Origin of the sequence: Mariprofundus ferrinatatus, assembly GCF_002795825.1 — a bacterium.
In the GTDB taxonomy this organism is placed as follows: Bacteria; Pseudomonadota; Zetaproteobacteria; order Mariprofundales; family Mariprofundaceae; genus Mariprofundus; species Mariprofundus ferrinatatus.
Map to the genome: position 1 here is coordinate 1,638,637 of NZ_CP018800.1, position 24,337 is coordinate 1,662,973.

The window sequence follows — 24,337 nt, forward strand, 5'->3', positions numbered from 1 at the left end:
CGGTTTTAAGCAAGCTCCAGCCGTTCGCCTTCGAATTCAAAAGATTCCATTACCCGGTATAGATTATCGCGCGGTTCACCACTCATCGGCAACAGTGGCAGGCGCATTTCACCGCGCATCCAGCCGAGTGCAGCACAAGCAGCCTTCACCGGAATCGGATTGGACTGCACGAAGAGCATGCGATTAAGTTCGCACATGGCAAACTGAGCAGCACGAGCGCGTGCCAGATCGCCCGCGCGCATGGCATCGGTCACAGCCAGCATCGTCCTGGGCGCAATATTGGAGACAACCGAGATCACCCCTTTGCCGCCCATTGCCATGAACGGCAACACAGATGCATCGTCTCCTGAATAGAATTCAATGCGATCGTTACAGGCAGCCAAGGTCTGGGCAAGTTGCTCCATGTTCGCCGTGGCATCCTTGATACCGACAATATTGGCAATATGGGAAAGTCTGCCGACAGTTTCCGGTAAAATATTGGAGTTGGTGCGTCCTGGAACATTGTAAACCAGTTGCGGCAGATGCACAGCATCGGCTACCGCCTTGTAGTGGCAGTAGATACCCTCCTGGGTCGGCTTGTTGTAATAGGGGGAGATCAGCAGCGCTGCATCGGCTCCAATCGCCTTTGCGGCAGCCGTCAGTTCAATCGATTCAGCCGTATTGTTGCTACCTGTTCCCGCAATCACCGGCACGCGGCCGGCCGCCTGTTCTACCGCAATACGAATCACCTGCTTGTGCTCATCGAATGAGAGCGTGGCCGCTTCACCGGTTGTGCCGGCAGGAATCAGACCATTAACACCGGATTCAATCTGCCGTTCCAGATGCTCGCGAAACGCCTCTTCATCAATGTTTCCGTTCGAGAATGGTGTGACCAGTGCGGTCATCGTACCATGGAACATGCCTGCCTCCGAATTATGACCCCCTGAGTGCACACCGCGCACTGTTGACAGGGGTCATCTCAATCTGCCTGAACTATAACCGCTTCATCTGTTCGAGAAAGGAGATATATTCGCCCCCGAGGACGAGCCGCCAAACAACGCCCCTCAGAACTGCAAACCTGGAGCCCCCATGCCTACTTCATCAATCACCATCGGAACCCCTCTCTCATCCACTGCCAGGCGCGCCCTGCTGCTTGGGTCGGGTGAGCTTGGCAAAGAGGTTGCGATCGAACTGCAGCGCTTCGGGATCGAGGTGATCGCTGTAGACCGTTATGCCAATGCTCCGGCCATGCAGGTGGCACACCGCAGCCATGTGATCGACATGCTCGATGCAACAGCCTTACGTTCGTTGATCGAAAGCGAGCAGCCGCATTTTATTATTCCTGAGGTGGAAGCGATTGCCACCGCCACACTGATTGAACTCGAGGATGAGGGTTTTACAGTTATCCCTTCGGCACGCGCCGCCAACCTGACCATGAATCGCGAAGGCATTCGTCGCCTTGCTGCAGAAGAGCTGGGGCTACCCACCTCCTCCTATCGCTTTGCAGCCAGTGAGGAGGAGTTCAGGTTGGCTGTTGCAGCAATAGGTATGCCCTGTATCGTCAAACCGATAATGAGTTCATCAGGTAAAGGGCAGAGCCTGATTCGTAGCGAAGCAGATATTGCTGCAGCCTGGATTTATGCTCAGGAAGGAGGAAGGGCCGGACGCGGCAAAGTGATTATCGAAGGCTTCGTCGATTTCGATTATGAAATCACCCTGCTCACCATCCGTCATACCGGAGGCACCTCTTTCTGTGATCCGATTGGTCATACCCAGATTGATGGCGATTACCGGGAGTCGTGGCAGCCGCAAGCGATGAGCGACACCGCGCTGGCCGAAGCCCAGAGGATCGGCCATCTCATTACTGAAAACCTGGGCGGTTTCGGCCTGTTCGGGGTAGAGCTGTTCATCAAAGGAGACCGGGTCTGGTTCAGTGAGGTGTCACCCAGGCCGCATGATACCGGCATGGTAACCATGATCTCCCAGGATATTTCCGAATTTGCACTGCATGTACGCGCCATCCTTGGACTGGCGATCCCGAATATTGCACAGCACGGCCCATCCGCCTCATATGCTATTGTCGCGGAAGGAGAGTCTGACTTGCTCGCGTTCGGGAATCTTGGTACAGCACTGGCCGAGCCCGACACTCAACTGCGGCTGTTCGGGAAACCGGGGCTGAACGGCAAGCGACGCATGGCCGTTACCCTTGCCAGGGATGAGAGCATTGAGGCCGCAAGGGCAAAAGCGCGCCGGATCGCGGATACTATCCGGCTTATCTACTAGGAGATCTTCTCCAACCCCTGATACTCCTCCACCTCGACATAGACGGATGCAGGATAGACCGGGCCGACATCGACAATCACCCAGCTGTCATCGCGCAGCCCCAGTTCGACATCGAAGACGTCGCCCTCCTCGATCATCTCGAGTATGACCTGCGGCAGGAGAACAGGGCCGATCTTCTCATTCATGTTATCAAAGTCGAAAACAATCGATTTCGAATTAACCTCGACGATGCGCCCATGCCCCTCAACAAAGCGGGAGAAGCGCTTACCGCGCAGGCGCGGAGAGACGCCACCGCCGGTTCGGACAAAATGAAACAGCACCCGGGAAAGGCGCGCCACCCGAACTGCATCCGGAGCCACTTCGGCAAGCTCTTCATGAAAAGTACGGTACTCATCGTGACTGAACCAGCCTCGCTGATATATAAACTTGATCCATGCCTGCAGCACATTGGCAAAGGCCTGAATCAGCTCGGCATTGCTCGACTCGCGCACGGCGAACCAGCCGAGAAAATCGCGCAGGTGCTCAGGGTCAAGCGCATCCAGTGGCAGCATGCCAAGGTCGCTCGATGGCTCGACATCACCTTCGAGCAGGTCGGCCATATGCTGCTCCAGCCCCTCTTCCCATTCGGCAAAGTCAGCCTCATCGCTGAATTCAGTGTCCTGAAACAGATCGGAGTAGTGGATCAGATACTGCGACAGCATCTCCATGCACTGCTCCTCATAGGAGTGCACGGAAGAGTCGATGGAAAAGTGCGAAGACCGAGCCTGCACAAAATCATCCATCGCCTCCTGAAGCGTATGGGAACGGCTCACTGGCTCATCTGCACAGATTGAATTTGATGGAAAACCATGATGACTCCCTGCAACGGCCAGAAGTGGCCTGCTGCGAATTGTTGCCGGAAATGATGCAAATAGCTATTGTCCCGCCCCATTTCACAAGAGAGTTTGACTCTGACTGATCGCGACTCAGCAGAGCAACAACGAGGAAGTACCCATGCAGATGAATGTAACCAGCGTAAGAGTCGGCAATATTCTCGAAATCGACAACGGTCTCTGGCGCGTAATGAAAGCCACCCATGTCACTCCGGGTAAAGGCGTGGCCTGCATGCAGCTTGAGATGCGCAATGTCGAAACCGGCACCAAAACCAACAAGCGCTTTAACTCGAGCGAACGTGTTGAGCGCGCCGTGCTCAGCCAGCGGGATATGCAGTACCTCTACGCAGATGGCGATGACTACCATTTCATGGATATGGAGACCTACGACCAGATCACACTGAATTCAGAGATCCTGGAAGATGCGCTTGCCTACCTGCTGCCTGAGATGATGGTTCAGGTCGAGTTTCATGAAGATCGCCCCCTGAATGTAAAGTTACCGCAGACCGTGGTTCTCGAAGTTATCGAGTGCGATGCGGCACTGAAGGGACAGACTGCTACCAGCTCCTACAAACCTGGACGTCTGGAAACCGGAGCCTCAATCATGGTGCCGCCGTATCTGGAATCGGGCACTCGCGTGAAAGTTAATACCGAAACAGGTGAATTCGTCGAACGCGCCTGATCGAAATTCACAACATACTTGAAAAGATAAGCGCGGCCCTGAAGAGGGCCGCGTTTTTTTGTGCAGAAACCGCTTATTTGCAGGAACTTTCCCTGACGTTCTTAAGCATGCGACCGAGCACATCACGGGCAAGCATGAACTCCTCCTGGCTGATGCCGCTATAAGCCTGACTGAGTATATCAATAAGGCCCGGATGCAACGTCTCTGCCGCCTTTTTTCCCACCTTGGTCAGGCAGACGCGCATGACTCGGCGATCTTTCTCATCACTGCTGCGAACCACCAGATCCTTGCTACTAAGACTGTTGATAAGTCGCGTGATCACTGCCTTATCCTTGGCCAGCGTGTCTCCCAGCTCCTTCTGAGAAAGACCTGACCTGTCACCGGACTGATAAACAATCATCAGCAGAGCCAGTTCATCGGCGGTAATAGGGTAACCGGACGCAGCGCACTGCTCGGCCAGCCTCTGGCGCAGCGCATACATCAGATGATGAATAAGGTATCCCAATCCATCTTCAAACCGTTTTGGCATTTCAATACCCATCCCTGAACCATAATCAAAAAAGGTTGACCTTGCCAACAGTTGACATCATCAATTTTTTACCAAGCATTCATCTTAGATACGTAAAGTGCGATTTTTTCTGTGAAGGGAGCCATATGAGCATATCGTTCTACCGTATGATTTTCACCACTCTGCTGTTTGCCGGCATAACTCTGCCTGCCATGGCCGAAGAGATGGATCTGAAAAGAGCGATTGAAACAGTCATTGCCAAACACCCTGATCTGGAGATCAAGCGTATTGACCGTCAGATTGCCCAAAGTGGCATCAGGTCTGTTGAAGGAATGCTCGATCCGGTGATAACCGCCCGCATAGGTGCCAGCGAGGAGACCACTCCAACTTCCAGCAGCTTTCAACCCTCCGAAACCCGGCTTGGCCAGCTCTCAGGCAGCATAGCCAAACCACTTGAGAATGGCGGCACACTGGGGGCTAATTTCAAATACAACCGCACCAGTCAGGCCTACCCGCCATCGCCTCTGGCTGCCCAGCTCAATGCTTTCAATCCGGCCTACCGCAACCAGATCAATCTGAACTACCGTCACCCGCTCCTGAAAGGCAACGACCGGCCCGACTACAGCCAGTCGCTGTTGGCCAACGAGGCCGGCCTGCGCACAGCCGATCTGCAGCAGGTTGTAACCGCCCGCATGCTGGCGCTGAATACCACCAACGCATGGTATCAGCTCGCCTCCGACGATATCAGCATCCGTATTGCCGAACAGGCGGTGCAGCGCGCCAGAGATCTGCTTGCTTACCAGCGCGTACGTGAGGGGTTCGGCTTAATCGAAACCGCGGATCGCCTGCAGGCGGAAGCGCTGCTGGCGGCACGTAAGACAGACCAGCAGCGAGCGCATGCACGCCGGGCATCCAGCCAGAACAATCTGAACCGACTGATGCTTCGCAATCCGGAGAGTGATATCACACTGCAGAACGAACCCGTCACGGAATTCACTATCCCTTCCATGCAACTGGCGCGAGAGGTTGCCGAACAGAAGAGAGTTGAATTAAAACTGCTGCAGGCACAGCTGGACTCTGCAGAAGCGCAACTCGCAATCGCACGCAACAATGACAATATGCAACTGGATCTGGTCGCAGAGATCGGCACCCGGGCACTTGATACCAGTGCAGGCGGGGCCGCAGCCGGTGGCTTCAGCCCCAACGACCACTACGCAGCACTCTCTGTCGAGTTGTCTGAAGTGCTTGGTCGAAATTCTGCGCGCGCCGCTGTCCGGAAAGCTGAACTGCAGAGGCAGCGCATCATTGCACAACGCGCAAGCACCCTTGAACAGATCGGCAATGACCTTGCCACCGCCATTACTTCGTTGCGCAATGGCAGACCCACACTTGAGGCAGCCCGCAGACAGGCTGAAGCTGAACGGCGAAAATTCAGAGCCGAAATGAAGCGCTATCGCGAAGGGCGCTCCGACACCGCCACGCTGGTGCAGTTTGAAGGCGAATTGCTGAGTGCTGAACTCAATGCCGATCTACAGGCACTTACCCTCCAACTGGCAGCCACACAGCTGCGCTGGGCAGAAGGTAGCCTGCTTGAATCGCTGCATATCGACATCAGTGGCAACGGACAATAATTCATGAAAAATATGATCGCCTACTTCGTCAGGCATGGGGTTCTGGTCAACCTCACCTCCATCATTCTGCTGCTGGGTGGAATCTATGCAGGCATCAGCATGCAACGCGAAGCATTCCCGAGCGTGAATTTCGATGTGATTGCCGTTTCCGGTGCCTATCCGGGCGCCGCCCCTCGTGAAGTGGAGCGGCTGATGGTTGCCCCGATCGAGCAGGAGCTTAAGGGGATCGACGGTATCAATGTGATCCGTTCCACCGCCTTCTCCGGCACCATGCAGATCACCATTGAGGTTGACCCCAATTTTGCCGACCGCTCGCGTCTCGTTTCAGATATTCAACAGGCGATCAACCGTGCTGATCTCCCGATCGACCTCCCTTTCGATCCGACCATCATGGAGGTAAAATCGGAACAGACGCCTGTTCTCACCTTCTCCATTTTCGGCGATTTCGAAGATCTGGAGCTCAAACATTTAAGCTCGCAGATCGAGGATGATATCCGCGATATCGGAGGTGTTGCCAACGTCTTCGTTCAGGGTAGCCGCAAAGAGGAGATCCGCATTGTTCCTAATCCGGAGAAGATGCGCGCCAGTCGTGTTTCGATCAACGATATCATCGCACTGGTCAAGGGTTGGAATGTAAATGCGCCGGGTGGTCGTCTGAAGGAGCCCGACGGTCAGAGCATTATCCGTATTACCGGTGAATTTGTATCGGCTGCAGATGCAGGCAACCTTGTCCTGCGCTCCAATGAGAAGGGGCAGGCGCTCTATCTGAAGGATGTCGCGGATGTCACCGAAACGCTTGAGCGTCCCTACCGCTACGTCGGCGCCAAGGGCGACCCGGCGATTACGATGATCGTCATTAAAAAGGGCGATGCTGATATTATCGATCTGGTGGATCGGGTGCGTGACTATCTTGGTACAATCCCACAGAAATACGGCGAAAAAGTGAACGTCAGTGCCTACAATGACTTCTCCACCATTACCCGGCTTCGGCTGGGTGTTCTTACCAGCAACGGCACCATAGGTCTGGCACTCGTTCTGGTTATGCTGATGCTCTTCCTGCGCCCGGCCGTTGCACTGACAACCGCATGGGGACTGCCGATCATCTTCTTCGCCGGCATCGGCGTCCTCTACGCCATGGGTATAACCCTCAACCTGCTGGTGATGTTCGGCTTTATTATGGTGCTGGGACTGATGGTCGATGATGCGATCATTATCGGTGAGAACGCCACCTATCACATGGAGCGGGGCCTCTCGCCCGAACAGGCTGCCATTGAAGGAACCTATGAACTGATCGGACCGGTTACTGCAACCGTACTGACCACGATCGTCGCATTCATGCCGCTGCTGTTCATGGATGGAATTATCGGCAAATTTATTGCCAATATTCCACTGGTGGTAGTCATTCTGCTTGCTTTTTCATGGTTCGAAGCGATCTTTATCCTGCCCAACCACATCCGTGATGTGGCCAATCCCAACAAACATCCGAAAGAGAGAACGCTCTTTATCTGGATCACCAATATCTATACCTGGCTGCTTGAGAAGGCTGTCAAGCTGCGTTACCTCACCATACTGCTTACCGTTGCAGGCCTGATTGCCGCCTTTGCTCTGGCCGGCACGATGAAGTTCCAGCTCTTCCCTTCCGGTGCAGAGAGCACCTTTTACCTGCGCCTCACCATGCCGACCGGCACAACATTGGAAGAGATGCGCGACACCCTGAAGAAGCTCGATACCGAGGTGCGTAAACGCATCGATCCGGCGATCCTGGAAACCACCACGATGATTGCCGGCGAAAACAGTGCCGACCAGCGGGAAGCATTGAAACAGATCGGCGATCGCTTCGGCTTCGAACGCATTATCCTGATCCCGTTCACTGAGCGCGATGTGAAGGCACACGATGTCATGAGCCTGCTCAAAGAGGAGATACCGCCCCTCTTCCAGAATGTGGACATCAGCTTCGCCATGGAGAGTCCCGGCCCTCCGGTCGGCCGCGCCCTGCAGGTGGAGCTGACCGGCGGCGATGAAGCAACAATGTCACGGGTTGCCGAGCGACTGATCGCCATGCTTGCGACTATCAATGGCGTCTATGCGGTAGAGAGCGATCTGGAACCGGGAGATCCCGAGATCCGTATTGTGATGGATCGCAAACTGGCGGCATATGCAGGAGTTGATCTGGCCACTGCTGGAACACATATCCGGGCGGCATTCGACGGCCTGCGTGTCTCAACAATCAAGCGCGGCAAAGAGGAGATAGATGTTACGGTTCGCTATCCCGAGGCCTCCCAACACGATGTCGACACGTTGATGAAGCTTGAGATCCCCAACAAGAGGGGAGGCCTGATTCCGCTGCACCGCATCGCCAAACTTGAGGAGCACGAAGGCACCAGCAGCATCCGCCATAAGGATGCCAGGCGCGTGATCAATGTCTCTGCCGAGGTGGATAAGAAGAACATTACCTCAAAGGAACTTAACGATATCGTACTCGAGAATAAGCAGAAGTGGCTCGCAGGTGATGCGGAGGCGGTTCACTTCAATCTTGGTGGTGAACAGGAGAAGACTGACGAGTCAGTACGCGGACTGGTATTCAGCTTCCTCTTCGCCCTGCTTGGTATTTTTTCCATCCTCGCCGTGCAGTTTAACCGCGTCGGCTATCCCATCCTCGTCATGCTGGCCATCCCTTTCGGAGTAATCGGTATTGTTGTCGGATTCTTCCTGCACGGTGCCCCTCTCTCATTCATGGCAATGATGGGGTTTGTGGCACTGACCGGCGTAGTGGTTAACTCATCACTGGTGATGGCCGTGTTTATCCAGCGTCAGATCCTTGATGGTGTGCCTTGGCGCAATGCGATTATCGAGAGCGGCAAACGCCGGTTGCGCGCCGTACTGCTAACAGCCATTACAACCGTGGTAGGACTTCTGCCGACCGCATACGGCTGGGGAGGCCACGATCCATTCGTTGCACCAATGGCGCTGGCGCTCTCCTGGGGCCTGATGTTCTCAACCATCATCACGCTCTTCTCAGTGCCGGCTGCACTAGGCATTGCCATGGATATCAAGCACAGGGTGCAGAGAATGATGGGAAGAAAGGTGACGCAAAACTGATATTATCGCACTGTTTTACTCGGGTATTATAAATATTTTTTAATGCCGGATTCACCGCCTTCTCATTGCAGCACCGCTAAAGTCCGCATTGTCTGGTGTCACCCTCCCTCCCCTCCCTCCCCGACATCAGACACCCTTTAAGATAAAGGCTCCGTGAAAACGGGGCCTTTATCGTTTTCGGCTTTAGCTTGTTCCCTCCATGCTGTAATGAAATGCGCGCTTCAAACTGGCGCAAGCGGTGCGTTCCTGTTCGAATAGGGCTATGAGCGAGGCTGCAGAACAACCGAACCGGGATATAATCAAATGGAAGCAGCAGTTGATGCTACAACTGCCTGAATCACTGCCGGGCTGCATCTGGGTGCACGCCTGTTCGGTTGGTGAGGTAGGCTCGGTTGCGCCACTGATCCGTAGGCTTCTCGACAGAGGTTATGAAATCCACCTTACAGTAGTCACAGCAACAGGTTATGCCCATGCTGATCGACTGCTTGGCAAGCATATCTCCCTCTCCTATCTGCCTTGGGATATCCCTTCGGCATTCACTCGATTTGTTCGAGTCCTGAAACCTGCCCTGCTGCTGCTCGCTGAAACCGAATTCTGGCCCGGCATGCTCTCAGCATGCCGCAGGGCGGAAATCCCTGTCGTGGGCATTAATACACGTATCTCCGACCGCTCTTTTCCCCGCTATTACGCCAGCCGCTTCCTCTGGAAACGGTTCCTGAAACCCGTCTCTCTCTTTCTGGCACAGGGTTCAATTGATGCTGAACGCCTGGTTGCAATGGGTGTAGAACACAGCAAGGTGCATGTAGCAGGCAACCTGAAATATGCGATCACCGCTCCTGAAGTGGATGCTAATGAACTGCGGTTGCAACTCGACTCCGGTGCCAATCGCCCGATTCTGCTCGTAGCCAGCACCCATGAATCCGAGGATGAAAAAGTTCTCGATATGTGGCCGGCATGGCATGCCGTGTGCCCGGATTTACTAACGGTCATCGTGCCACGCCATCCGCAACGTTTCGATCAGGTGGCTGAGATAATCAGAGCACGAGGACTGAAGCTGGCTCGCTGGTCGGAACGGCAAGGCGAAGCTTCTGCAGCGGCCGATTCAGATGTTATCCTGATCGATGCCATGGGTGTTCTGGGAAAACTCTATACGGTGGCTGATGCCGTGATCATTGCCGGAAGCCTGACCAATATTGGCGGCCACAATCCTCTGGAGGCAGCCATCTGCGGTCGCGGCGCTGTAACTGGCCCCTACGTTCAGAACTTCCGCGAAATCATGGATGAGATGCAGCGCCACCAGGCAGCCATTATTTCTGCTGACGATTCTGATCTTGAACAGGTTATTTCACGCCTGCTGACACATCCTGATGAACTGAAAGAGCTCAATGCCAGTGCCGCTCTCTTTATGGGCGACAAAGGAGATGTACTGGAACGGATAATGGCCGAGATCGAGCCATGGCTGGTCAATGTTCCGAAAAAGGTATGAACATCCACCACCGCTTTAAAGCTATCTGGTAGTCGAAAAAGAAGCCTTCGCTGGCACATAAAAAAAGCCGCCCGAAGGCGGCTTTTTTATAGCTCAGAGAGCTGTCAGAACCTGTCCAGAACCTTCTCGTCCACCATGATTTCAGCACGGTCGCGAACAGAGGCCATCCAGCGAGCAAAACGGGCCTGACCTTCAGCCTGCCTGACCGTCTTGGCAATCGATTCACGCTTCGCCTCATACTCTGTCTCATCCGGAGCAATAACCTGCTCCACACGCACCACGGCAATACCCTGTGAGACGCTCAGACTGTCATCCACCCAGCTGCCGGATGCAGTAAGGAATGCCTTACTCAACAGCTCAGGCGTTAACCAGCCAGCAGCGTTGTCACCATCGCCATTGCTGCGAACCGGCTTAGAGATATATTTGGCCTGCCCATACTGCTGCGCAAGATCGTCCAGTGATTTGTCGCTGATCCCACGAATCTCATCGGCCAGTTTTTTCGCCTGCTTGTGTGCTTCATCCTGACGGGCATCCTCAAATGCACGCGAAGCCACCTTAGCAAAATCAATCACCTCAGGATCTATGCGCTCAAGCACCTCGAATGCAACATAGCGCCCCTTTCCGGCTTCAATGATCTCTACTGCCTGGCCCGGCATGGTGGCAAACACCTTGGCGCGCACCTCGGAATCGAACAGGAGAGGCTGGGCGATCGCCTCATCCATGCTGACAGGATCAATACTCGTCACTTTCAGGTTCACGGATTCGGCAGCGGCCTTGAGTGAATCCTCCATGCCGAGAGCTTCATCAAGATCTTGAGAAAGCTTATAGGCCTCGTCCATCACGCGTGCCTGCAGCAACTGCATGCGTAGCGTCTCTTTCACCTCTTCAAAAGACTTAACCGCTGCGGGGCGAACATCCTCCAGCATAATCAGGTGGAATCCAAACTCGCTCTCCACAATCTCACTGAGATCGCCCTTATCGAGAGAGAAGGCCGCTTCATCAAATGCTGCGGTCATGACGCCCGCCTTGAACCATCCCAGATCACCACCACTGCTTGCTGTCACATCCTCAGAGACATCCTCGGCCACGGCTGCGAAAGATTCGCCGGCCTTGATACGTGCCAGTGCCTTCTCGATCTTTTCGCGAGCAGCAAGACGAACCGCTTCGGATGCATCACCGGCCACCTTTGCCAGGATGTGAGAAGCCTTGCGGCTCTCCTCTTCAGTGTATTCGGCCTTACGCTCTTCATAAGCACTCTGCAGTTCGGCTTCGCTCACCGAGATATCGGCAGCCAGATCGATCGGGTTGATCTCCACTGCGTCAAGACGGACACGAACCGGAGACATATAGGCCTCTTTATGTGCCTCGTACCAAGCCTTGGCATCGGCCTCCTCAACCTTCACTGATGAAAGAAGAGTATCCGGATCAACAATGATGGCGGCAAGCACACGCTGTTCATATTCACTGTTGAAGGCATCACGAATATCGGCCTCGGAGATGTGTACGGACTGAGTAAGGGCCTGCTGCAGTGCATCAACCATAATATTGATGCGCATCTCGTTCTCAAAGTCCTGAGCCGATCCGTAACCCATATTGCGGGTAAGAATCTGGTAGCGCTGTGGATCGAAGCTGCCTGCAGACTGGAATGAGGGCTCATTCTGTATCGTGGCCAGCACGATAGCCTCAGGTGCAACAAGCCCAAGCTTGCTGGCTGTATCGACCATAAGTCTGCGATTGATCATGGTCTGGATCGTTGTCTCTTTCAGGTTCAGAGACTCCGCCAGCTCCTTGGAAAACTGGTTGCCCAGCATACGACGATAGGCTTCAAGCTGCCGGTTATACTCAACATAGAACTCGTTCTGGCCGATCGGCTTCTCATTCACTGAAGCTACCGGTTCAGCGCCCCCGCCCATGAAATAGTCGCCGACACCCCATAGTACAAATGAGAGTGCAATACCGCCGAGAATGATTTTAGCGATCCAGCCTTGCGCGTGATTACGCATCGATTCGAGCATGATAAACCCCGGTTCAAAAATCAGGAGAAACTGAAACCGGCAATGGCCCCCGCTCCCCTATAAATATAAGGACTGGCGACGCTACCGAAGCAACGTTTTCAGAGCAACGGCTGTAGCCCTGAAAAGTCCGATAACCCTAAAACCTGAACAATGGATGCATCTCCTGTTCCGTTAAAACAAAAAAGGGCGACCCTTCCGGATCGCCCTTTAAATGCATCGCGATAATGCCGCTGAATGAAACTCCCTTAGGAGAGCTTACATCATGCCGCCCATACCACCCATGCCGCCCATATCTGGCGCAGCAGCTTCAGGCTTCGGGATCTCCGCAACCATCGCTTCAGTGGTGATCAGCAGGCCAGCAATAGATGCCGCATGCTGCAGAGCAGAGCGGGTTACCTTGGTCGGATCGATTACGCCCATCTTGACCAGGTCGCCGTAGGCTTCGGTCTGTGCGTTATATCCGTAGTGGCCTTCACCATTGGATACTTCATTGACCACAACAGATGCCTCACCACCACCGTTGGAAACGATCTGGCGCAGTGGCTCTTCGAGCGCACGACGGATGATCTTCACACCGGTATCTTCATCGTGGTTAACACCCACAACATTATCAAGCGCCTTGCGTGCACGGATCAGAGCAACGCCACCGCCAGCGACAATTCCCTCTTCAACCGCGGCGCGGGTTGCATGCAGTGCATCATCGACACGGTCCTTCTTCTCTTTCATCGCCACTTCAGTCGCAGCACCGACCTTGATCACGGCAACACCGCCAGCCAGCTTGGCCAGACGCTCCTGCATCTTCTCTTTGTCGTAATCGGAGGTGGAATCTTCAACCTGTTTGCGGATCAGAGCAACGCGACCTTCGATCGCACTCTTTTCACCATCACCGTCAACAATAACAGTGGTGTCTTTGCTGATCTTCACATTGCCGGCGGTACCCAGGTCTTCCAGGGTAACATTCTCAAGCTTCAGACCGAGATCTTCAGAGATCACCTTACCTCCGGTCAGGATAGCCATGTCTTCCAGCATCGCCTTACGACGATCACCGAAGCCAGGTGCCTTCACTGCAGCCACGTTAACCACACCGCGAACCTTGTTCACAACCAGCGTTGCAAGCGCTTCGCCTTCAATGTCTTCTGCAATAATCAGCAGTGGTTTGCCGGTACGCGCAACAGCTTCCAGAACCGGCAGCAGCTCACGCATGTTGGAGATCTTCTTCTCGAACAGCAGGATGTACGGGTGATCCAGAGATGCTTCCATGCGCTCTGTATCGGTGACGAAGTAAGGGGAGAGGTAGCCGCGGTCGAACTGCATGCCTTCAACCACATCCAGCTCTGTTTCCAGACCCTTCGCTTCCTCGACAGTGATCACACCCTCTTTGCCAACCTTCTCCATGGCATTCGCAATGATCTGACCGATTTCGGAATCGCCGTTGGCGGAAATGGTGCCCACCTGAGCAATCTCTTCCTGATTCTGTACTTCGTTGGAGAGGCTTGCCAGTTCGGTAACCACAGCAGTAACTGCTTTGTCGATACCGCGCTTGAGATCCATCGGATTCATGCCGGCAGCAACTGCTTTTACACCCTCTTTGGCAATGGACTGTGCCAGAACGGTAGCTGTGGTGGTGCCGTCACCTGCGATATCCGCAGTTTTGGAAGCCACCTCTTTTACCATCTGAGCGCCCATGTTCTCGAACTTGTCTTCCAGTTCGATCTCTTTCGCTACAGAAACACCATCCTTGGTGATGGTTGGTGCGCCCCAAGATTTATCCAGTACAACGTTACGGCCTTTCGGGCCGAGAGTCACTTTTACTGCGTCAGCAAGTTTGTTGACGCCGACCATCATTTTAGCACGGGCCTCTTCGCCGAATTGAATGTCTTTAGCCATTCTTTTTTCTCCTATGTTTTCTAATTCAGTTTATGAAATAATTAAAATCCCTGTGATTTCTCGCCAATATCAGACGGCAAATCATCAGTGCAAAGTGTGCAGGTTTATTATCCTTCGATTACGCCGAGGATGTCATCCTCGCGCATCATCAGGAACTCTTCGCCGTCAAGCTTGATCTCAGTACCTGCGTACTTGGAGAAGATCACCTTGTCGCCTGCTTTGACATCCAGCGGACGAACATCGCCGTTCTCGAGGATTTTACCCTTACCTGCTGAAATCACTTCACCTTCAATCGGCTTCTCTTTAGCGGAATCAGGGATGATGATGCCTCCAGCTGATTTCTCCACCTCGTTCAAGCGGCGGACGATTACGCGATCGTGTAAAGGACGGACTGTTGTTGCCATCGATGTTTCTCCTTTCAATAAGTTAATATGGAAACTGGTATATAGGAATCAGCTTACGCCGATTCAACCCCCCGAGTGAATTTATTTAGCACTCTCCAAAGAGGAGTGCCAATGGTGGGAGTCCACCCTGCTGTGTCAACAGCTGAATATTATTTGAAAGAGGGAATATTGCAGTCGGGAAAGGTTCAGCGATTTTTTTGCCATGCCTCAATGGTCCGCATTGAGCGGCCATAGTGATAGTCGATCTGCTCGTTCGAATAGCGATGCTCAGGGGCGACAGGGCAAGCTGAACGGGCAAGACATTGAGTCTTGCAAGCAGACCCGTCCGACAGCCTGTAATTGATGCAGCAGCCCATGGAAATTTCGCCGCAATCAGGCAAACATGCAGGGCAGACAGTAAGGCAGGGTTTTTCGATACAGCTATCGCAGGGGGAAGGATCATCCATTCGCTCTGTCGGATCGAAATCAGTGTCGACAAGGACAGCCACACGATAGGCAAACCATGAACCCCATTTCCAGTTGATGCCAATTCGGAATGGAGAGTCGTGGTGCCAGCCGGCCAACCCTCCCAGGGCCTGCAGCGGCACAATACGATTTGGTGCCGGATAGATTATCTCTGAGCAGACCTCAGGCATCTCCTCGGCTGCCCAGCGCTTCACCCTGTTGACCGAAAAACTATCGATCGGATCAGCCACCCCCCTGAATTCAGAGGCCTGTACAGCCTTCCACATGCATCTGCCACCGTGGGCAATGAGGATCAGCTGAGTGTAATCTGAATAGTCCTGAACCTGATCTTCAACAGCGATCCGTATCTCTTCCGGCAACTCGGCAAGGTTAAATATTGCCTGCATATTCAGGCCGCATTCATCCAGCAGATAAAAATTCGGAACAGCGCTCATACCCACAAACTAATCGCCTCATCGCTCAAATCAAAGCAGTCTCAATAAGACCTGCTATAATAGCAGCAAGGAGCTGCTTATGATGAGAAACCCCGGACCATTGGCGCCGCTTTGCATGACCGCAGCATTTATCACGCCACCCGTTTGGGCAGTCTGGTTCCTTGTTGCCGCATGCCTGATTCTCGCCATAGCCATTTTCAAGCTGCTCGGTCTTCCTGCTGATCACTTAAACGTCACAGATCGTCTGAAATAAGATAAGCCGGCGCCGCATGCGCTCCACATGCCCTCCCTCCCAGTAGGGCTTGGCGCACCTTCCACAGTGGTAACATGGAATATGCTCCCGCACCACGTAATCCGGCACTCTGTCGAGATACGGGCCTGGCCCCGCCTCCAGCACACCGTTACAGAGCAGACAGCGGGAAAACGGGGCATGCAGCCAGTTGAGCCCCAGCAATCGAGAGAGCTGCACAATCCAGCCCTGCAGATCATTGCCAGAAAGCAAAACTACCACGCCGGAAGCTCCTGTTCGCTCAAGAAACTTGCGATCACGGGTCAGAAGGATTCGCGACTCAACAATGGCAGCCTCAAGCAGATCACTATCATTGCTTCCAGCGCCAGCAATCTCAGTATCGTAACCCGCCGCCCTGAGCCATTTCCCCAACCGCACCATCATCTCATCACATAGAAACCGGTTCATGCCGAGAACCTAAATCGAGACTTGTACCCGGTGAACCCCGAGAGATAAACTGGCCAAAAGGAGAGCAATCATGATTATCAACTTTGATGAACTGACACCTGGCCAGCGATATTTCCACACTATTCAGACGCTGATACCACGCCCGATCGCCTGGATACTCTCAGAACACAGCAACGGCAGCTTTAACATCGCCCCCTTCTCCTACTTCTCAGCCGTCTGCTCAGACCCGGCCCTGATCATGATTTCAGTCGGCAGAAAATCGGAGCACGAAGAGAAGGACACCTGCAGAAATATCGAGGCACGCAACAACTTTGTAGTACATATCCCTGATATGTCACTGATTGATGCGATGAATGCGAGTGCCGAAACGTTACCCGCGGATGTATCCGAGGTGGATCGACTGGGATTGGAAACTGTGCCATTTGATGGCTTTCCATTGCCCCGCCTGAAAGCGGCAAAGGTGGCTTACGGGTGCGAACTTTTCGAAATCCGGAAGATCGGCCATGGCAGCCAATCGCTGATTTTCGGAGAGATTAAATCGATCCATCTTGATGAATCCGTTATCGACAGAACGATCGAAGGGCGTATTAAAGTGGATGCAGAGAAACTGAATCCAGTCGCCAGACTCGGTGCAGATGAGTATGCCTCACTATCCGAGGTGATCAGGATGAAGAGGCCTGCTTAACAGGTGCCTCCACAACTGCAAAATCAGAGTGTGGCTGCACCGTAGATTGAAAGAATCAGGACACTCAGGACACCAAGAACCAGAACGCTGAGAACCAGCCACTTGGCATAACGATACCATGTGAAATCACTGAGTTTCTTGCCTGTTTTCTCCTGCCAGTTCGTCACCACCACAACTGCAACGAGAATGAAAAAAACGAGAATTATACCGATTGCATTATTCATGCGCGCACTCTATGCAAAAAAGCCGCAAGTGGAAGGGTTCCCGTTTACAGATGAGCGATCCAAAGAAGTCGATTCATTTTGGTTTAAGAAACCGGCACTACCCTGCGCACAGTTTTTCTATCAGGAGGCCACTGAATGCCGCAATCGATTAAGGTCTGGGATATTTTTGTACGCCTGTTTCACTGGTCCCTGGTGATATTTTTCGTCCTCGCCTACCTCAGCGGTGAAGGAGAGGTTGAATCTCTGCATGCCTGGGCTGGATATATTATCGCTGCCCTGATCGCCCTGCGCCTGATCTGGGGGTTGGTCGGCACGAAATATGCCCGCTTCTCCAACTTCATCTACCGCCCATCAGAGGTCAAAGCCTATCTTAGGAGCCTGGCGACCAGACACCCCAAACACTACCTCGGCCACAATCCGGCTGGAGGAGTGATGGTGGTAGTCATGCTGGTGGTGCTTTCACTCGTCACCTGGACCGGCCTTGAAGCCTACGCTGCCGAGGGCAAGGGGCCGCTGGCAGGTGTGTCGATGGAGATATCTGTCGTCCATGCCGATGATGACTGGAATGGCGGTTATGGAGATCACGGCGATGAGGAGTTCTGGGAGGAGATACACGAATTCACGGTCAACCTGATGTTGATACTGATCTTCCTGCATCTTGCCGGCGTAGCAGTCTCAAGCCTGCTGCATGGAGAAAACCTGCCGCGCGCCATGATCACCGGCCTTAAAGAACTGAAAGAAGAGGATAAGGGTTAAATCAGCAACCCCCGGTAGAGGTCCAGCATCGCAGCGTCGAAACAGGCAAAGATGACCAGTTCAGACCCGCCGTGAAAATCCTGAAAATCGAGCACCTCGCGCACAGCCACCTTGGCCGCACGCACTGCAGGATAGCCGAATACTCCTGTAGAGATCGCAGGAAAAGCGATCGACTCCAGTCCCTTATAGTGGGCAACTGCAAGCGCATTGCGATAACAGCTGGCCAACAGTTCCGGCTCGCCGTAAATGCCCCCCTGCCAGACAGGGCCGACGGCATGAATCACCCACTTTGCAGGCAGCTCATAACCCTGAGTCACCTTCACATCGCCGGTCACACAACCACCCAGCCTCCTGCACTCTTCCAGAAGCTTGGGGCCTGCAGCCTGATGAATCGCACCATCCACCCCGCCACCACCGAGCAATGTGTTGTTGGCAGCGTTGACGATGGCATCAACATGCAGGCGGGTTATGTCGGTCTGTAGTATACGAATATCCGGCATCGTCTGCTCCTGACTACACTTTTATTATAGCCGCTTTTTTTCCGATGCGCAGCGGACTCGAAAAATAAATGTTTCCGGTTAGCGTGCCACAAAACGTGATGCGGAGGTAACCATGTTACTTGCACTGAGCACCTGGCAGGAGATCGAAGCTTATCTGGAGCGCTCGACAGCGATCATAATCCCTATCGGCTCAACCGAGCAGCATGGTCCGAACGGTCTGATCGGCACCGACAGTATCTGCCCGACCCATATTGCAGCCGGCATGGCTGAGAAAGAGGATATGCTGGTGGCGCCAACCATCAGTTACGGCATGTCGCAGCACCACATGGCCTTCGCCGGATCCGCCACACTCAGCCCGTCCACGCTGATGGCAGTTGTAATCGACATCGTAGGTTCATTCAGACAACACGGCTTTACCCACTTCTATTTCCTTAACGGCCACGGTGGCAACATCGCACCCGTCACTTCAGCTTTTTCCGAGATCTATGCCGGCCATGGCAATGATAAAACAAGCCCCCGCTGCCGGCTGGCCAACTGGTGGCGCGACTCGGCAATTGCAGCACTGGCAAAAGAGCTATATGGAAACGCCGAGGGATACCATGCCACAGTCAGCGAAGTGGCATTAAGTTATCATGCTCACCCGGAAGCGGTAAAACATGCCGAGATGGAGCCGGCAGTTGCTCCGACGGATGAGTTCTACGATGCGGCAGATTTCAGGCGCAAATTTCCCGACGGGCGCATTGGCTCCAGCCCCCAGCTTGCCACAGTTGCAGATGGTGAACGCTTCTATCAGCTTGCGGTTGAAACACTGACAAAGGACTTCCATGCCTTTGTCGCCAATAGCTGACCAACAGGAGTGCAATGATGAAATGGCTGGATGAACTGCCCTGGTTGGCCCTGATCGCAATTGCAGTACTGATGGCTATGCTGCCATTTGAACCGGAACCGCACCTGATCGAAAAACTGAAGATGCTGGCTGACGGCACGCTGTCAAAACCGATCGATATCTTTGATCTCTTCTGGCATCTGCTACCAACTGTTCTTCTGGTGGTGAAATTCGTTCGCAGCCGCAAAAAGAGAGGTGGCAGTTGAGCAGTGGCTGGGGCTGTCCATACGAGGTGGACGGCATGTGTCGCAGGGTACCGGACAGGAAGTGTGACCCCGGCATGAAGGGGTGTACGCTTTCAGGTCGTTTCACATTCAGCAGCAGTGAAAAAAACATCTCGCGCCGACTTAAAGATAAACCTGATCAAACCGCAAAAGAGAAGAAAACCGGAAAATAGTTATTCGTTACTGCCGCGAACCCTCCGCCACAGCGGTCTCAGTTTCGCCTTAAAGGCATCGTAAAAGGGTCGCCCAAGAAGAAGCAGGCTTGCCGCAAAGCTCAATTCGGCAGCCACCAGCAGCGTCGTGGCAGCCACAGCGATTGTGGATGCTTCTGCATCAATCAGGAACGGCGCGACCAGCATCAATCCCCACAGCAGCCACGATATCCAGAACAGAAATAGTCCGAGACCTCGTTTGAAACCGTTCGGAGAATTACCGTCAGGCATCCAGCTCCCGTCCTCCATCAAAGCGGATAAGTCGGGTCGGGCACTCCAGACCCTCAACCGGTAGCAGGCTCTCGAGTTCCGCCACACGATCCCGCCTGGCGTTGGTTTCTGGATGCTTGGCAATCAGGAAGGAGCAGATGTCGCAATACTCCTCGATAGAGATTTCATAGGTCCCGATTCGGCGGCCAAGTGCGATAATCTCCTCTTTATCCCATGCAATAAGTGGTGACAGAAGCGGCAGGTCGGAGGCATCGTATATGGCGTGGATATTGGCCAGGGTCTGGCTTGCTACCTGACCGAGCGAATCACCGGTAACCAGTGCCTGCCCCTTCTCCTGGTGAGCAATCTTGGCTGCCGAACGAATCATCTGCCGCTTGTAGATAATCATACGATACTCGGCTGGCACATGGGCAATGGCATGGCGCTGAAATTCTTCCAGATCGATCAGATAGAGTTTCACACGACCCTGATAGAGGGATATCTGACGCGCAAGGTCCCTGATCTTAACAAAATCACGGTTGATTGTGCTGTTGTAGAGGTGCACCAGCACCACCTCCATACCACGCTTGATCATGGAGTAGGCAGCAACCGGCGAATCAATGCCGCCGGAGAAGAGCACGACTCCACGTCCAGATGAACCAACCGGCAGTCCGCCGATACCTATAATCTTGCGGGTATAGATATAGGCGGAGTTCTTCGCCACCTCAACACGTATATCGATCTCGGGGTTATTCAGGTTCACGGCCAGATTGAGCTGGTTCTTCAGAAAACCGCCGACCTCGAAATTGAGCTGAGGTGATGTGAATTGAAACTGTTTATTGCTGCGCCTGCTGGTGACCCGGAATGGTCTGCCTGCAACATCGGGCCCGAAATCAGCAACCACCGCCTCTTTCGCCTTATTCTGTATTGCCTCAAGATCGAGGGCACACTCATGGGCGACAGAGAAATTACGGATACCGGGAATCAGGGCAAGCAGATCGAGCAACTCATCGCTGACCGACACAACATCGGCGGTCATACGGCCATACTCGCGATAGAAGCCACCGCGTTTGAGCACCGGCTCAATCACCCGCTTGATATTCTGCGCCATACGGCGCTCAAAGATGGAGCGATTCTTCCCTTTTAAAGAGAGCTCTCCGAAATGAAACAGTAATTTTGGCATAGTGCGGCAATCTAACTCCAGATCAAGGAAGTTGCAGTGTTTTAGATCATTCAGCGTTTATATTCTGATCTTTCGAGCTGTTAAAACAAACGGAGGGAGGGATCAGCCTTTTCCACCATTATGCTTTCGACCATTCTCAGAGTAATATTCTTCAGTCAGAAGCAAACAACAGGCGTTTGAAGCCAGCCCCTTCCTGCGCTAGCCTTACTTCTCTGATATAGGCTAGGGGCCGGAATGGAAATATTGGGAACATATAACTGGCTGCTGGTCGTTGTCTCTGTTATGGCGGCAATGGGCGCCTCGTTTGTCGCCCTCGCGACTGTTCCCCGTATCTACGCCTCAAGTTCCAACAAACAGTCGCTGGCATGGGTGGCCACATTCGGCCTGAGTCTCGGTGCAGGCATCTGGACCATGCACTTTATTGCCATTCTTGCATTGCAGATGCCGATTCCGGTGCAGTTCGATATCGCACTTACCGCTATGTCTCTGCTGCTGGCAGTCGTGGTCAGCGCCATTGCCATCTATCCTCTTCACTCAGGTGTCGGGCTGAGTCCATCTTCCCCGACAACCTATCTGATCGGAACGGTCATGGGACTTGGAATTGCGGGCATGCACTACTCCGGCATGGCTGCCATACGGTTGAATGCGACCATGCACCACGATCATTCCATCGTTATTTTGGCTATTGTGATCGCCATTGTCGCCTCAACCGCCGCCCTCTTGATTGCCAACAGGCTGCGTGACAGCCGCATCTTCAGCCAGCTTGGCACCAAATCAGCGGCGGCCGTTGTGATGGGTACTGCAGTATCAGCCATGCACTACACTGCCATGGAGGGCATGACTTTCTTTGAGCGTGCAGAAAAGCTTCACTTTGAAGCAACGATTGATCCGCTGATCCTGGCAATATTCATCCTGATCGTCGCATTTCTGGTTCAGGGCACCATCATTATCATTGCCCTTTTCGACGAGGCCTATTCGATCTCGGAAAAAGCTGCCGTTGCGATGAAGCAGCGTGCAGATATCAACCACTCCCTCTCTAAAATTCTATCGCTTGCACTGGAAAACCTCACTCTTTCCGAAACACTCGACAAAGTTCTGGATGAGATTCTGGAGATTGAATGGCTGGCTCTGGATAAAAAAGGAAGCATCTTTCTTGCCGATGACAAAAAATCGGAATTAACGATGATAGCTAAACGCAACCTCGGAGATCAGCTGCTTAGCCTCTGTTCAAGCGTGGAGTACGGCCGCTGTCTCTGCGGCATGGCTGCCGAACAGAAGGCGCTGATCTTCAAGCCATCCCTGGATGCCGAGCACACCACACGTACGCATGAGATGGAAAACCATGGCCATTACTGTGTTCCGATTCTCAGGCCCGCAGGGCTGCTTGGTGTAATCAATCTCTATGTACAACCCGGCCACAAACCCAATGAGGAAGAATCGACATTCCTGACTGCAGTTGCCGATGCGATTGCCAATATCATCCAGAATAAACAGCTGGAGAGTCAGGCTGATAAGATTTTCAAAGCCATTGACCAAGCTGGTGAAGCAGTCCTGATTACTGACTACGATGGCGTCATTGAATACGTTAATCAGGCATTTTGCTCCAATACAGGCTATAGCGAAGATGAGGTGATCGGCAAAACCCCGGCCCTGCTTAACAGCGGGAATCAGGATGATGAATTTTACGAGAATATGTGGAAAACGATCAAATCCGGAGAGGTATGGCAGGGCGAAATCATCGAAAAACGTAAGGATGGCAGCTTCTACCCTGCAATGCTGACCATATCTCCGATCCGCAACAACAGTGGAGAGATCACCCATTTCGTCGGCATTCATGAAGACCTTAGTGAGCATAAAACACTGGAGGCACAGTTCCGTCAGGCGCAGAAAATGGAGGCGCTTGGAACCCTGGTTGGTGGCATCGCCCATGACTTCAATAACATGCTGGCAGGTATGATCGGCAACCTGTTCATGGTGAAAAAGAAGATGCATGGCATGCCTGAAATGAAGGAGAAAATTGAGGATGTTGAGAAGGTGGGCTTTCAGGCTGCCGAGATGATCAAACAGATGATGGTTTTTGCCCGCAGTGAAGAGGTGGAAATGAGTCCGATTTCACTCACCAGCTTTATCAAAGAGGCATTCAAGCTGCATCAGATTGTGATTCCTGAGAATATCAAACTGAATAAACAGATCAGCTCGCATGAGATGGTCATTGTTGCCAATCCGACCCAGCTTCAGCAGCTTATTCTGAACCTCTTCGGCAATGCCGTGGATGCAGTCAGGAAGGTCAAAGATCCCGCCATCAGCTTTCAGATTGAACAGATTGAGGCCGATCAGTCATTCTGTACAAAACATCTGGATGCCAAAGTGGGACGATACGCTCATATTTTGCTGTGCGACAACGGCCAAGGCATTAAAAAAGCCCATCTTGATCGTATCTTTGACCCCTTCTTTACAACCAAGGAGGTAGGAAAAGGCACCGGCCTCGGCCTCTCAATGTCGATGAGCATCGTCAAATCCCACCACGGTTTTATCGAGGTAAAAAGCAATCCCGGCTTTGGAACTGAGTTCCATATCTATCTCCCCCTTTCCGATGAAAAAGAGGTCGCCAGAAAGATTGGCATCTCGTCAAAAGCTGCAGAGGGTCACGGCGAAATCATCCTGGTTGTTGATGATGACAGCCATCTGCGTCACACAACAGCAGAAGCGCTCGAAATGCTGGGCTATAAAACCATGATGGCAGAAAACGGCAGAGAGGCTGTGGAGCTCTGCAAGTCAATTAAAGTTGATCTGATTCTTCTGGATGTCGTGATGCCCGAAGTCGGAGGCCCCGATGCTGCCCGGGAGATTCTGGCAAGAGACCCCATGGCAAAAATCATCTTTGCAACAGGTTACGACAAAGCTGACTCGCTACAGTCATTGCAAGGCATTGAATCGATACCTGTCCTCTCCAAACCATTTAGAATTCAAGAGCTAAGCAGCACAATCCGCTTACTGCTGGATTAACCTGAGCGC

24 protein-coding genes are annotated in these 24,337 nt (G+C 53.1%); 12 read left to right on the top strand and 12 right to left on the bottom strand.

Going from position 1 to position 24,337, the window contains the following annotated elements:
- Positions 1-5 precede the first annotated feature (5 nt).
- The gene (gene dapA, locus Ga0123462_RS07925; RefSeq protein WP_100265815.1) at positions 6-899 is read right to left on the bottom strand and encodes a 4-hydroxy-tetrahydrodipicolinate synthase; all 894 of its coding nucleotides are present in this window, start codon (positions 897-899) and stop codon (positions 6-8) included.
- Positions 900-1,068: 169 nt separating this feature from the next.
- Here dapA and purT point away from each other — a divergent pair, with 169 nt between their 5' ends.
- Positions 1,069-2,262, top strand: coding sequence for a formate-dependent phosphoribosylglycinamide formyltransferase (gene purT, locus Ga0123462_RS07930; protein ID WP_100265816.1), 1,194 nt, complete (start codon positions 1,069-1,071; stop codon positions 2,260-2,262).
- On the opposite strand, the gene Ga0123462_RS07935 is transcribed toward purT, so the two are convergent.
- Positions 2,259-3,074 (bottom strand): hypothetical protein, encoded by an 816-nt coding sequence (locus Ga0123462_RS07935; protein WP_157821316.1) that lies wholly within the window; start codon positions 3,072-3,074, stop codon positions 2,259-2,261. The two genes, purT and Ga0123462_RS07935, sit on opposite strands and share 4 nt — an antisense overlap.
- Before the next feature lie 181 nt (positions 3,075-3,255).
- Between Ga0123462_RS07935 and efp the strand changes: the two genes are divergently transcribed.
- Positions 3,256-3,816: an elongation factor P gene (gene efp, locus Ga0123462_RS07940; protein WP_100265818.1), complete on the top strand. Its 561-nt coding sequence runs from the start codon at positions 3,256-3,258 to the stop codon at positions 3,814-3,816.
- A gap of 73 nt (positions 3,817-3,889) precedes the next feature.
- On the opposite strand, the gene Ga0123462_RS07945 is transcribed toward efp, so the two are convergent.
- A complete protein-coding gene (locus Ga0123462_RS07945; protein ID WP_100265819.1) occupies positions 3,890-4,357 on the bottom strand; it encodes a MarR family winged helix-turn-helix transcriptional regulator in 468 nt (155 codons plus the stop codon).
- 134 nt (positions 4,358-4,491) lie between these two features.
- Between Ga0123462_RS07945 and Ga0123462_RS07950 the strand changes: the two genes are divergently transcribed.
- The 3 genes from Ga0123462_RS07950 (at position 4,492) to Ga0123462_RS07960 (ending at position 10,540) form a co-directional block, all read left to right on the top strand.
- A complete protein-coding gene (locus Ga0123462_RS07950) occupies positions 4,492-5,955 on the top strand; it encodes a TolC family protein (RefSeq protein ID WP_232726407.1) in 1,464 nt (487 codons plus the stop codon).
- A gap of 3 nt (positions 5,956-5,958) precedes the next feature.
- Positions 5,959-9,054 carry an efflux RND transporter permease subunit gene (locus Ga0123462_RS07955; protein ID WP_100265821.1) on the top strand — a complete coding sequence of 1,032 codons (3,096 nt, stop codon included), beginning with the start codon at positions 5,959-5,961 and terminating at the stop codon, positions 9,052-9,054.
- A 262-nt stretch (positions 9,055-9,316) separates the two neighbouring features.
- Positions 9,317-10,540 carry a 3-deoxy-D-manno-octulosonic acid transferase gene (locus Ga0123462_RS07960; protein WP_232726408.1) on the top strand — a complete coding sequence of 408 codons (1,224 nt, stop codon included), beginning with the start codon at positions 9,317-9,319 and terminating at the stop codon, positions 10,538-10,540.
- A 104-nt stretch (positions 10,541-10,644) separates the two neighbouring features.
- Here the strand turns inward: Ga0123462_RS07960 and Ga0123462_RS07965 are convergent, their stop codons facing one another.
- The 4 genes from Ga0123462_RS07965 to Ga0123462_RS07980 form a co-directional block, all read right to left on the bottom strand.
- The gene (locus Ga0123462_RS07965) at positions 10,645-12,555 is read right to left on the bottom strand and encodes a SurA N-terminal domain-containing protein (RefSeq protein ID WP_100265822.1); all 1,911 of its coding nucleotides are present in this window, start codon (positions 12,553-12,555) and stop codon (positions 10,645-10,647) included.
- Between the two features lie 255 nt (positions 12,556-12,810).
- Complete coding sequence (gene groL / locus Ga0123462_RS07970; protein WP_100265823.1) at positions 12,811-14,442, bottom strand: chaperonin GroEL; 1,632 nt, start codon at positions 14,440-14,442, stop codon at positions 12,811-12,813.
- 107 nt (positions 14,443-14,549) lie between these two features.
- Entirely contained in the window at positions 14,550-14,846 is a 297-nt protein-coding gene (gene groES / locus Ga0123462_RS07975; RefSeq protein WP_100265824.1) for a co-chaperone GroES, read from the bottom strand.
- Positions 14,847-15,031: 185 nt separating this feature from the next.
- Positions 15,032-15,745, bottom strand: coding sequence for a hypothetical protein (locus Ga0123462_RS07980; RefSeq protein ID WP_100265825.1), 714 nt, complete (start codon positions 15,743-15,745; stop codon positions 15,032-15,034).
- Between the two features lie 79 nt (positions 15,746-15,824).
- Between Ga0123462_RS07980 and Ga0123462_RS11375 the strand changes: the two genes are divergently transcribed.
- Complete coding sequence (locus Ga0123462_RS11375) at positions 15,825-15,998, top strand: hypothetical protein (RefSeq protein WP_157821317.1); 174 nt, start codon at positions 15,825-15,827, stop codon at positions 15,996-15,998.
- Here Ga0123462_RS11375 and Ga0123462_RS07985 read toward each other — a convergent pair.
- Positions 15,972-16,442, bottom strand: a complete 471-nt coding sequence (locus tag Ga0123462_RS07985) for a DUF5615 family PIN-like protein (RefSeq protein ID WP_100265826.1) — start codon at positions 16,440-16,442, stop codon at positions 15,972-15,974. The genes Ga0123462_RS11375 and Ga0123462_RS07985 overlap by 27 nt on opposite strands.
- 70 nt (positions 16,443-16,512) lie before the next feature.
- Here Ga0123462_RS07985 and Ga0123462_RS07990 point away from each other — a divergent pair, with 70 nt between their 5' ends.
- Complete coding sequence (locus Ga0123462_RS07990) at positions 16,513-17,127, top strand: flavin reductase family protein (RefSeq protein ID WP_100265827.1); 615 nt, start codon at positions 16,513-16,515, stop codon at positions 17,125-17,127.
- Positions 17,128-17,150: 23 nt separating this feature from the next.
- On the opposite strand, the gene Ga0123462_RS07995 is transcribed toward Ga0123462_RS07990, so the two are convergent.
- Positions 17,151-17,351, bottom strand: a complete 201-nt coding sequence (locus Ga0123462_RS07995; RefSeq protein ID WP_100265828.1) for a hypothetical protein — start codon at positions 17,349-17,351, stop codon at positions 17,151-17,153.
- A 135-nt stretch (positions 17,352-17,486) separates the two neighbouring features.
- On the opposite strand from Ga0123462_RS07995, the gene Ga0123462_RS08000 reads away from it, so the two are divergent.
- Complete coding sequence (locus Ga0123462_RS08000) at positions 17,487-18,107, top strand: cytochrome b/b6 domain-containing protein (RefSeq protein ID WP_100265829.1); 621 nt, start codon at positions 17,487-17,489, stop codon at positions 18,105-18,107.
- Here the strand turns inward: Ga0123462_RS08000 and Ga0123462_RS08005 are convergent.
- Positions 18,104-18,607, bottom strand: a complete 504-nt coding sequence (locus tag Ga0123462_RS08005) for an O-acetyl-ADP-ribose deacetylase (RefSeq protein ID WP_100265830.1) — start codon at positions 18,605-18,607, stop codon at positions 18,104-18,106. The two genes, Ga0123462_RS08000 and Ga0123462_RS08005, sit on opposite strands and share 4 nt — an antisense overlap.
- A gap of 112 nt (positions 18,608-18,719) precedes the next feature.
- On the opposite strand from Ga0123462_RS08005, the gene Ga0123462_RS08010 reads away from it, so the two are divergent.
- From Ga0123462_RS08010 to Ga0123462_RS11490, 3 genes are read left to right on the top strand one after another with little or no spacing between them, the layout of a single operon-like run.
- Complete coding sequence (locus tag Ga0123462_RS08010; RefSeq protein WP_100265831.1) at positions 18,720-19,454, top strand: creatininase family protein; 735 nt, start codon at positions 18,720-18,722, stop codon at positions 19,452-19,454.
- 17 nt (positions 19,455-19,471) lie between these two features.
- A complete protein-coding gene (locus tag Ga0123462_RS08015) occupies positions 19,472-19,699 on the top strand; it encodes a hypothetical protein (RefSeq protein WP_100265832.1) in 228 nt (75 codons plus the stop codon).
- 35 nt (positions 19,700-19,734) lie between these two features.
- Positions 19,735-19,890, top strand: a complete 156-nt coding sequence (locus tag Ga0123462_RS11490; protein WP_198507322.1) for a hypothetical protein — start codon at positions 19,735-19,737, stop codon at positions 19,888-19,890.
- On the opposite strand, the gene Ga0123462_RS08025 is transcribed toward Ga0123462_RS11490, so the two are convergent.
- Positions 19,891-20,160 carry a hypothetical protein gene (locus tag Ga0123462_RS08025; protein WP_100265834.1) on the bottom strand — a complete coding sequence of 90 codons (270 nt, stop codon included), beginning with the start codon at positions 20,158-20,160 and terminating at the stop codon, positions 19,891-19,893.
- The gene (thiI, locus tag Ga0123462_RS08030) at positions 20,153-21,322 is read right to left on the bottom strand and encodes a tRNA uracil 4-sulfurtransferase ThiI (protein WP_100265835.1); all 1,170 of its coding nucleotides are present in this window, start codon (positions 21,320-21,322) and stop codon (positions 20,153-20,155) included. The genes Ga0123462_RS08025 and thiI overlap by 8 nt, the downstream gene beginning before the upstream one ends.
- Before the next feature lie 234 nt (positions 21,323-21,556).
- On the opposite strand from thiI, the gene Ga0123462_RS08035 reads away from it, so the two are divergent.
- Positions 21,557-24,328 carry an MHYT domain-containing protein gene (locus Ga0123462_RS08035; protein WP_100265836.1) on the top strand — a complete coding sequence of 924 codons (2,772 nt, stop codon included), beginning with the start codon at positions 21,557-21,559 and terminating at the stop codon, positions 24,326-24,328.
- The last annotated feature ends 9 nt before the right edge of the window (positions 24,329-24,337 follow it).

What these genes read in the sequence shown, in the direction of transcription:
- Ga0123462_RS07985 (WP_100265826.1), bottom strand. Translation starts at nt 16,442, where the DNA reads ATGAACCGGTTTCTATGTGATGAGATGATGGTGCGGTTGGGGAAATGG.
- groL (WP_100265823.1), bottom strand. Translation starts at nt 14,442, where the DNA reads ATGGCTAAAGACATTCAATTCGGCGAAGAGGCCCGTGCTAAAATGATG.
- Ga0123462_RS07960 (WP_232726408.1), top strand. Translation starts at nt 9,317, where the DNA reads ATGAGCGAGGCTGCAGAACAACCGAACCGGGATATAATCAAATGGAAG.
- Ga0123462_RS07955 (WP_100265821.1), top strand. Translation starts at nt 5,959, where the DNA reads ATGAAAAATATGATCGCCTACTTCGTCAGGCATGGGGTTCTGGTCAAC.
- dapA (WP_100265815.1), bottom strand. Translation starts at nt 899, where the DNA reads ATGTTCCATGGTACGATGACCGCACTGGTCACACCATTCTCGAACGGA.
- Ga0123462_RS11490 (WP_198507322.1), top strand. Translation starts at nt 19,735, where the DNA reads ATGTGTCGCAGGGTACCGGACAGGAAGTGTGACCCCGGCATGAAGGGG.
- Ga0123462_RS08005 (WP_100265830.1), bottom strand. Translation starts at nt 18,607, where the DNA reads ATGCCGGATATTCGTATACTACAGACCGACATAACCCGCCTGCATGTT.
- Ga0123462_RS08015 (WP_100265832.1), top strand. Translation starts at nt 19,472, where the DNA reads ATGAAATGGCTGGATGAACTGCCCTGGTTGGCCCTGATCGCAATTGCA.
- efp (WP_100265818.1), top strand. Translation starts at nt 3,256, where the DNA reads ATGCAGATGAATGTAACCAGCGTAAGAGTCGGCAATATTCTCGAAATC.
- Ga0123462_RS08035 (WP_100265836.1), top strand. Translation starts at nt 21,557, where the DNA reads ATGGAAATATTGGGAACATATAACTGGCTGCTGGTCGTTGTCTCTGTT.
- Ga0123462_RS07995 (WP_100265828.1), bottom strand. Translation starts at nt 17,351, where the DNA reads ATGAATAATGCAATCGGTATAATTCTCGTTTTTTTCATTCTCGTTGCA.
- thiI (WP_100265835.1), bottom strand. Translation starts at nt 21,322, where the DNA reads ATGCCAAAATTACTGTTTCATTTCGGAGAGCTCTCTTTAAAAGGGAAG.
- Ga0123462_RS11375 (WP_157821317.1), top strand. Translation starts at nt 15,825, where the DNA reads ATGATGAGAAACCCCGGACCATTGGCGCCGCTTTGCATGACCGCAGCA.
- purT (WP_100265816.1), top strand. Translation starts at nt 1,069, where the DNA reads ATGCCTACTTCATCAATCACCATCGGAACCCCTCTCTCATCCACTGCC.
- Ga0123462_RS07950 (WP_232726407.1), top strand. Translation starts at nt 4,492, where the DNA reads ATGATTTTCACCACTCTGCTGTTTGCCGGCATAACTCTGCCTGCCATG.
- Ga0123462_RS08025 (WP_100265834.1), bottom strand. Translation starts at nt 20,160, where the DNA reads ATGCCTGACGGTAATTCTCCGAACGGTTTCAAACGAGGTCTCGGACTA.
- Ga0123462_RS08000 (WP_100265829.1), top strand. Translation starts at nt 17,487, where the DNA reads ATGCCGCAATCGATTAAGGTCTGGGATATTTTTGTACGCCTGTTTCAC.
- Ga0123462_RS07990 (WP_100265827.1), top strand. Translation starts at nt 16,513, where the DNA reads ATGATTATCAACTTTGATGAACTGACACCTGGCCAGCGATATTTCCAC.
- Ga0123462_RS08010 (WP_100265831.1), top strand. Translation starts at nt 18,720, where the DNA reads ATGTTACTTGCACTGAGCACCTGGCAGGAGATCGAAGCTTATCTGGAG.
- Ga0123462_RS07980 (WP_100265825.1), bottom strand. Translation starts at nt 15,745, where the DNA reads ATGAGCGCTGTTCCGAATTTTTATCTGCTGGATGAATGCGGCCTGAAT.
- Ga0123462_RS07945 (WP_100265819.1), bottom strand. Translation starts at nt 4,357, where the DNA reads ATGGGTATTGAAATGCCAAAACGGTTTGAAGATGGATTGGGATACCTT.
- Ga0123462_RS07965 (WP_100265822.1), bottom strand. Translation starts at nt 12,555, where the DNA reads ATGCTCGAATCGATGCGTAATCACGCGCAAGGCTGGATCGCTAAAATC.
- groES (WP_100265824.1), bottom strand. Translation starts at nt 14,846, where the DNA reads ATGGCAACAACAGTCCGTCCTTTACACGATCGCGTAATCGTCCGCCGC.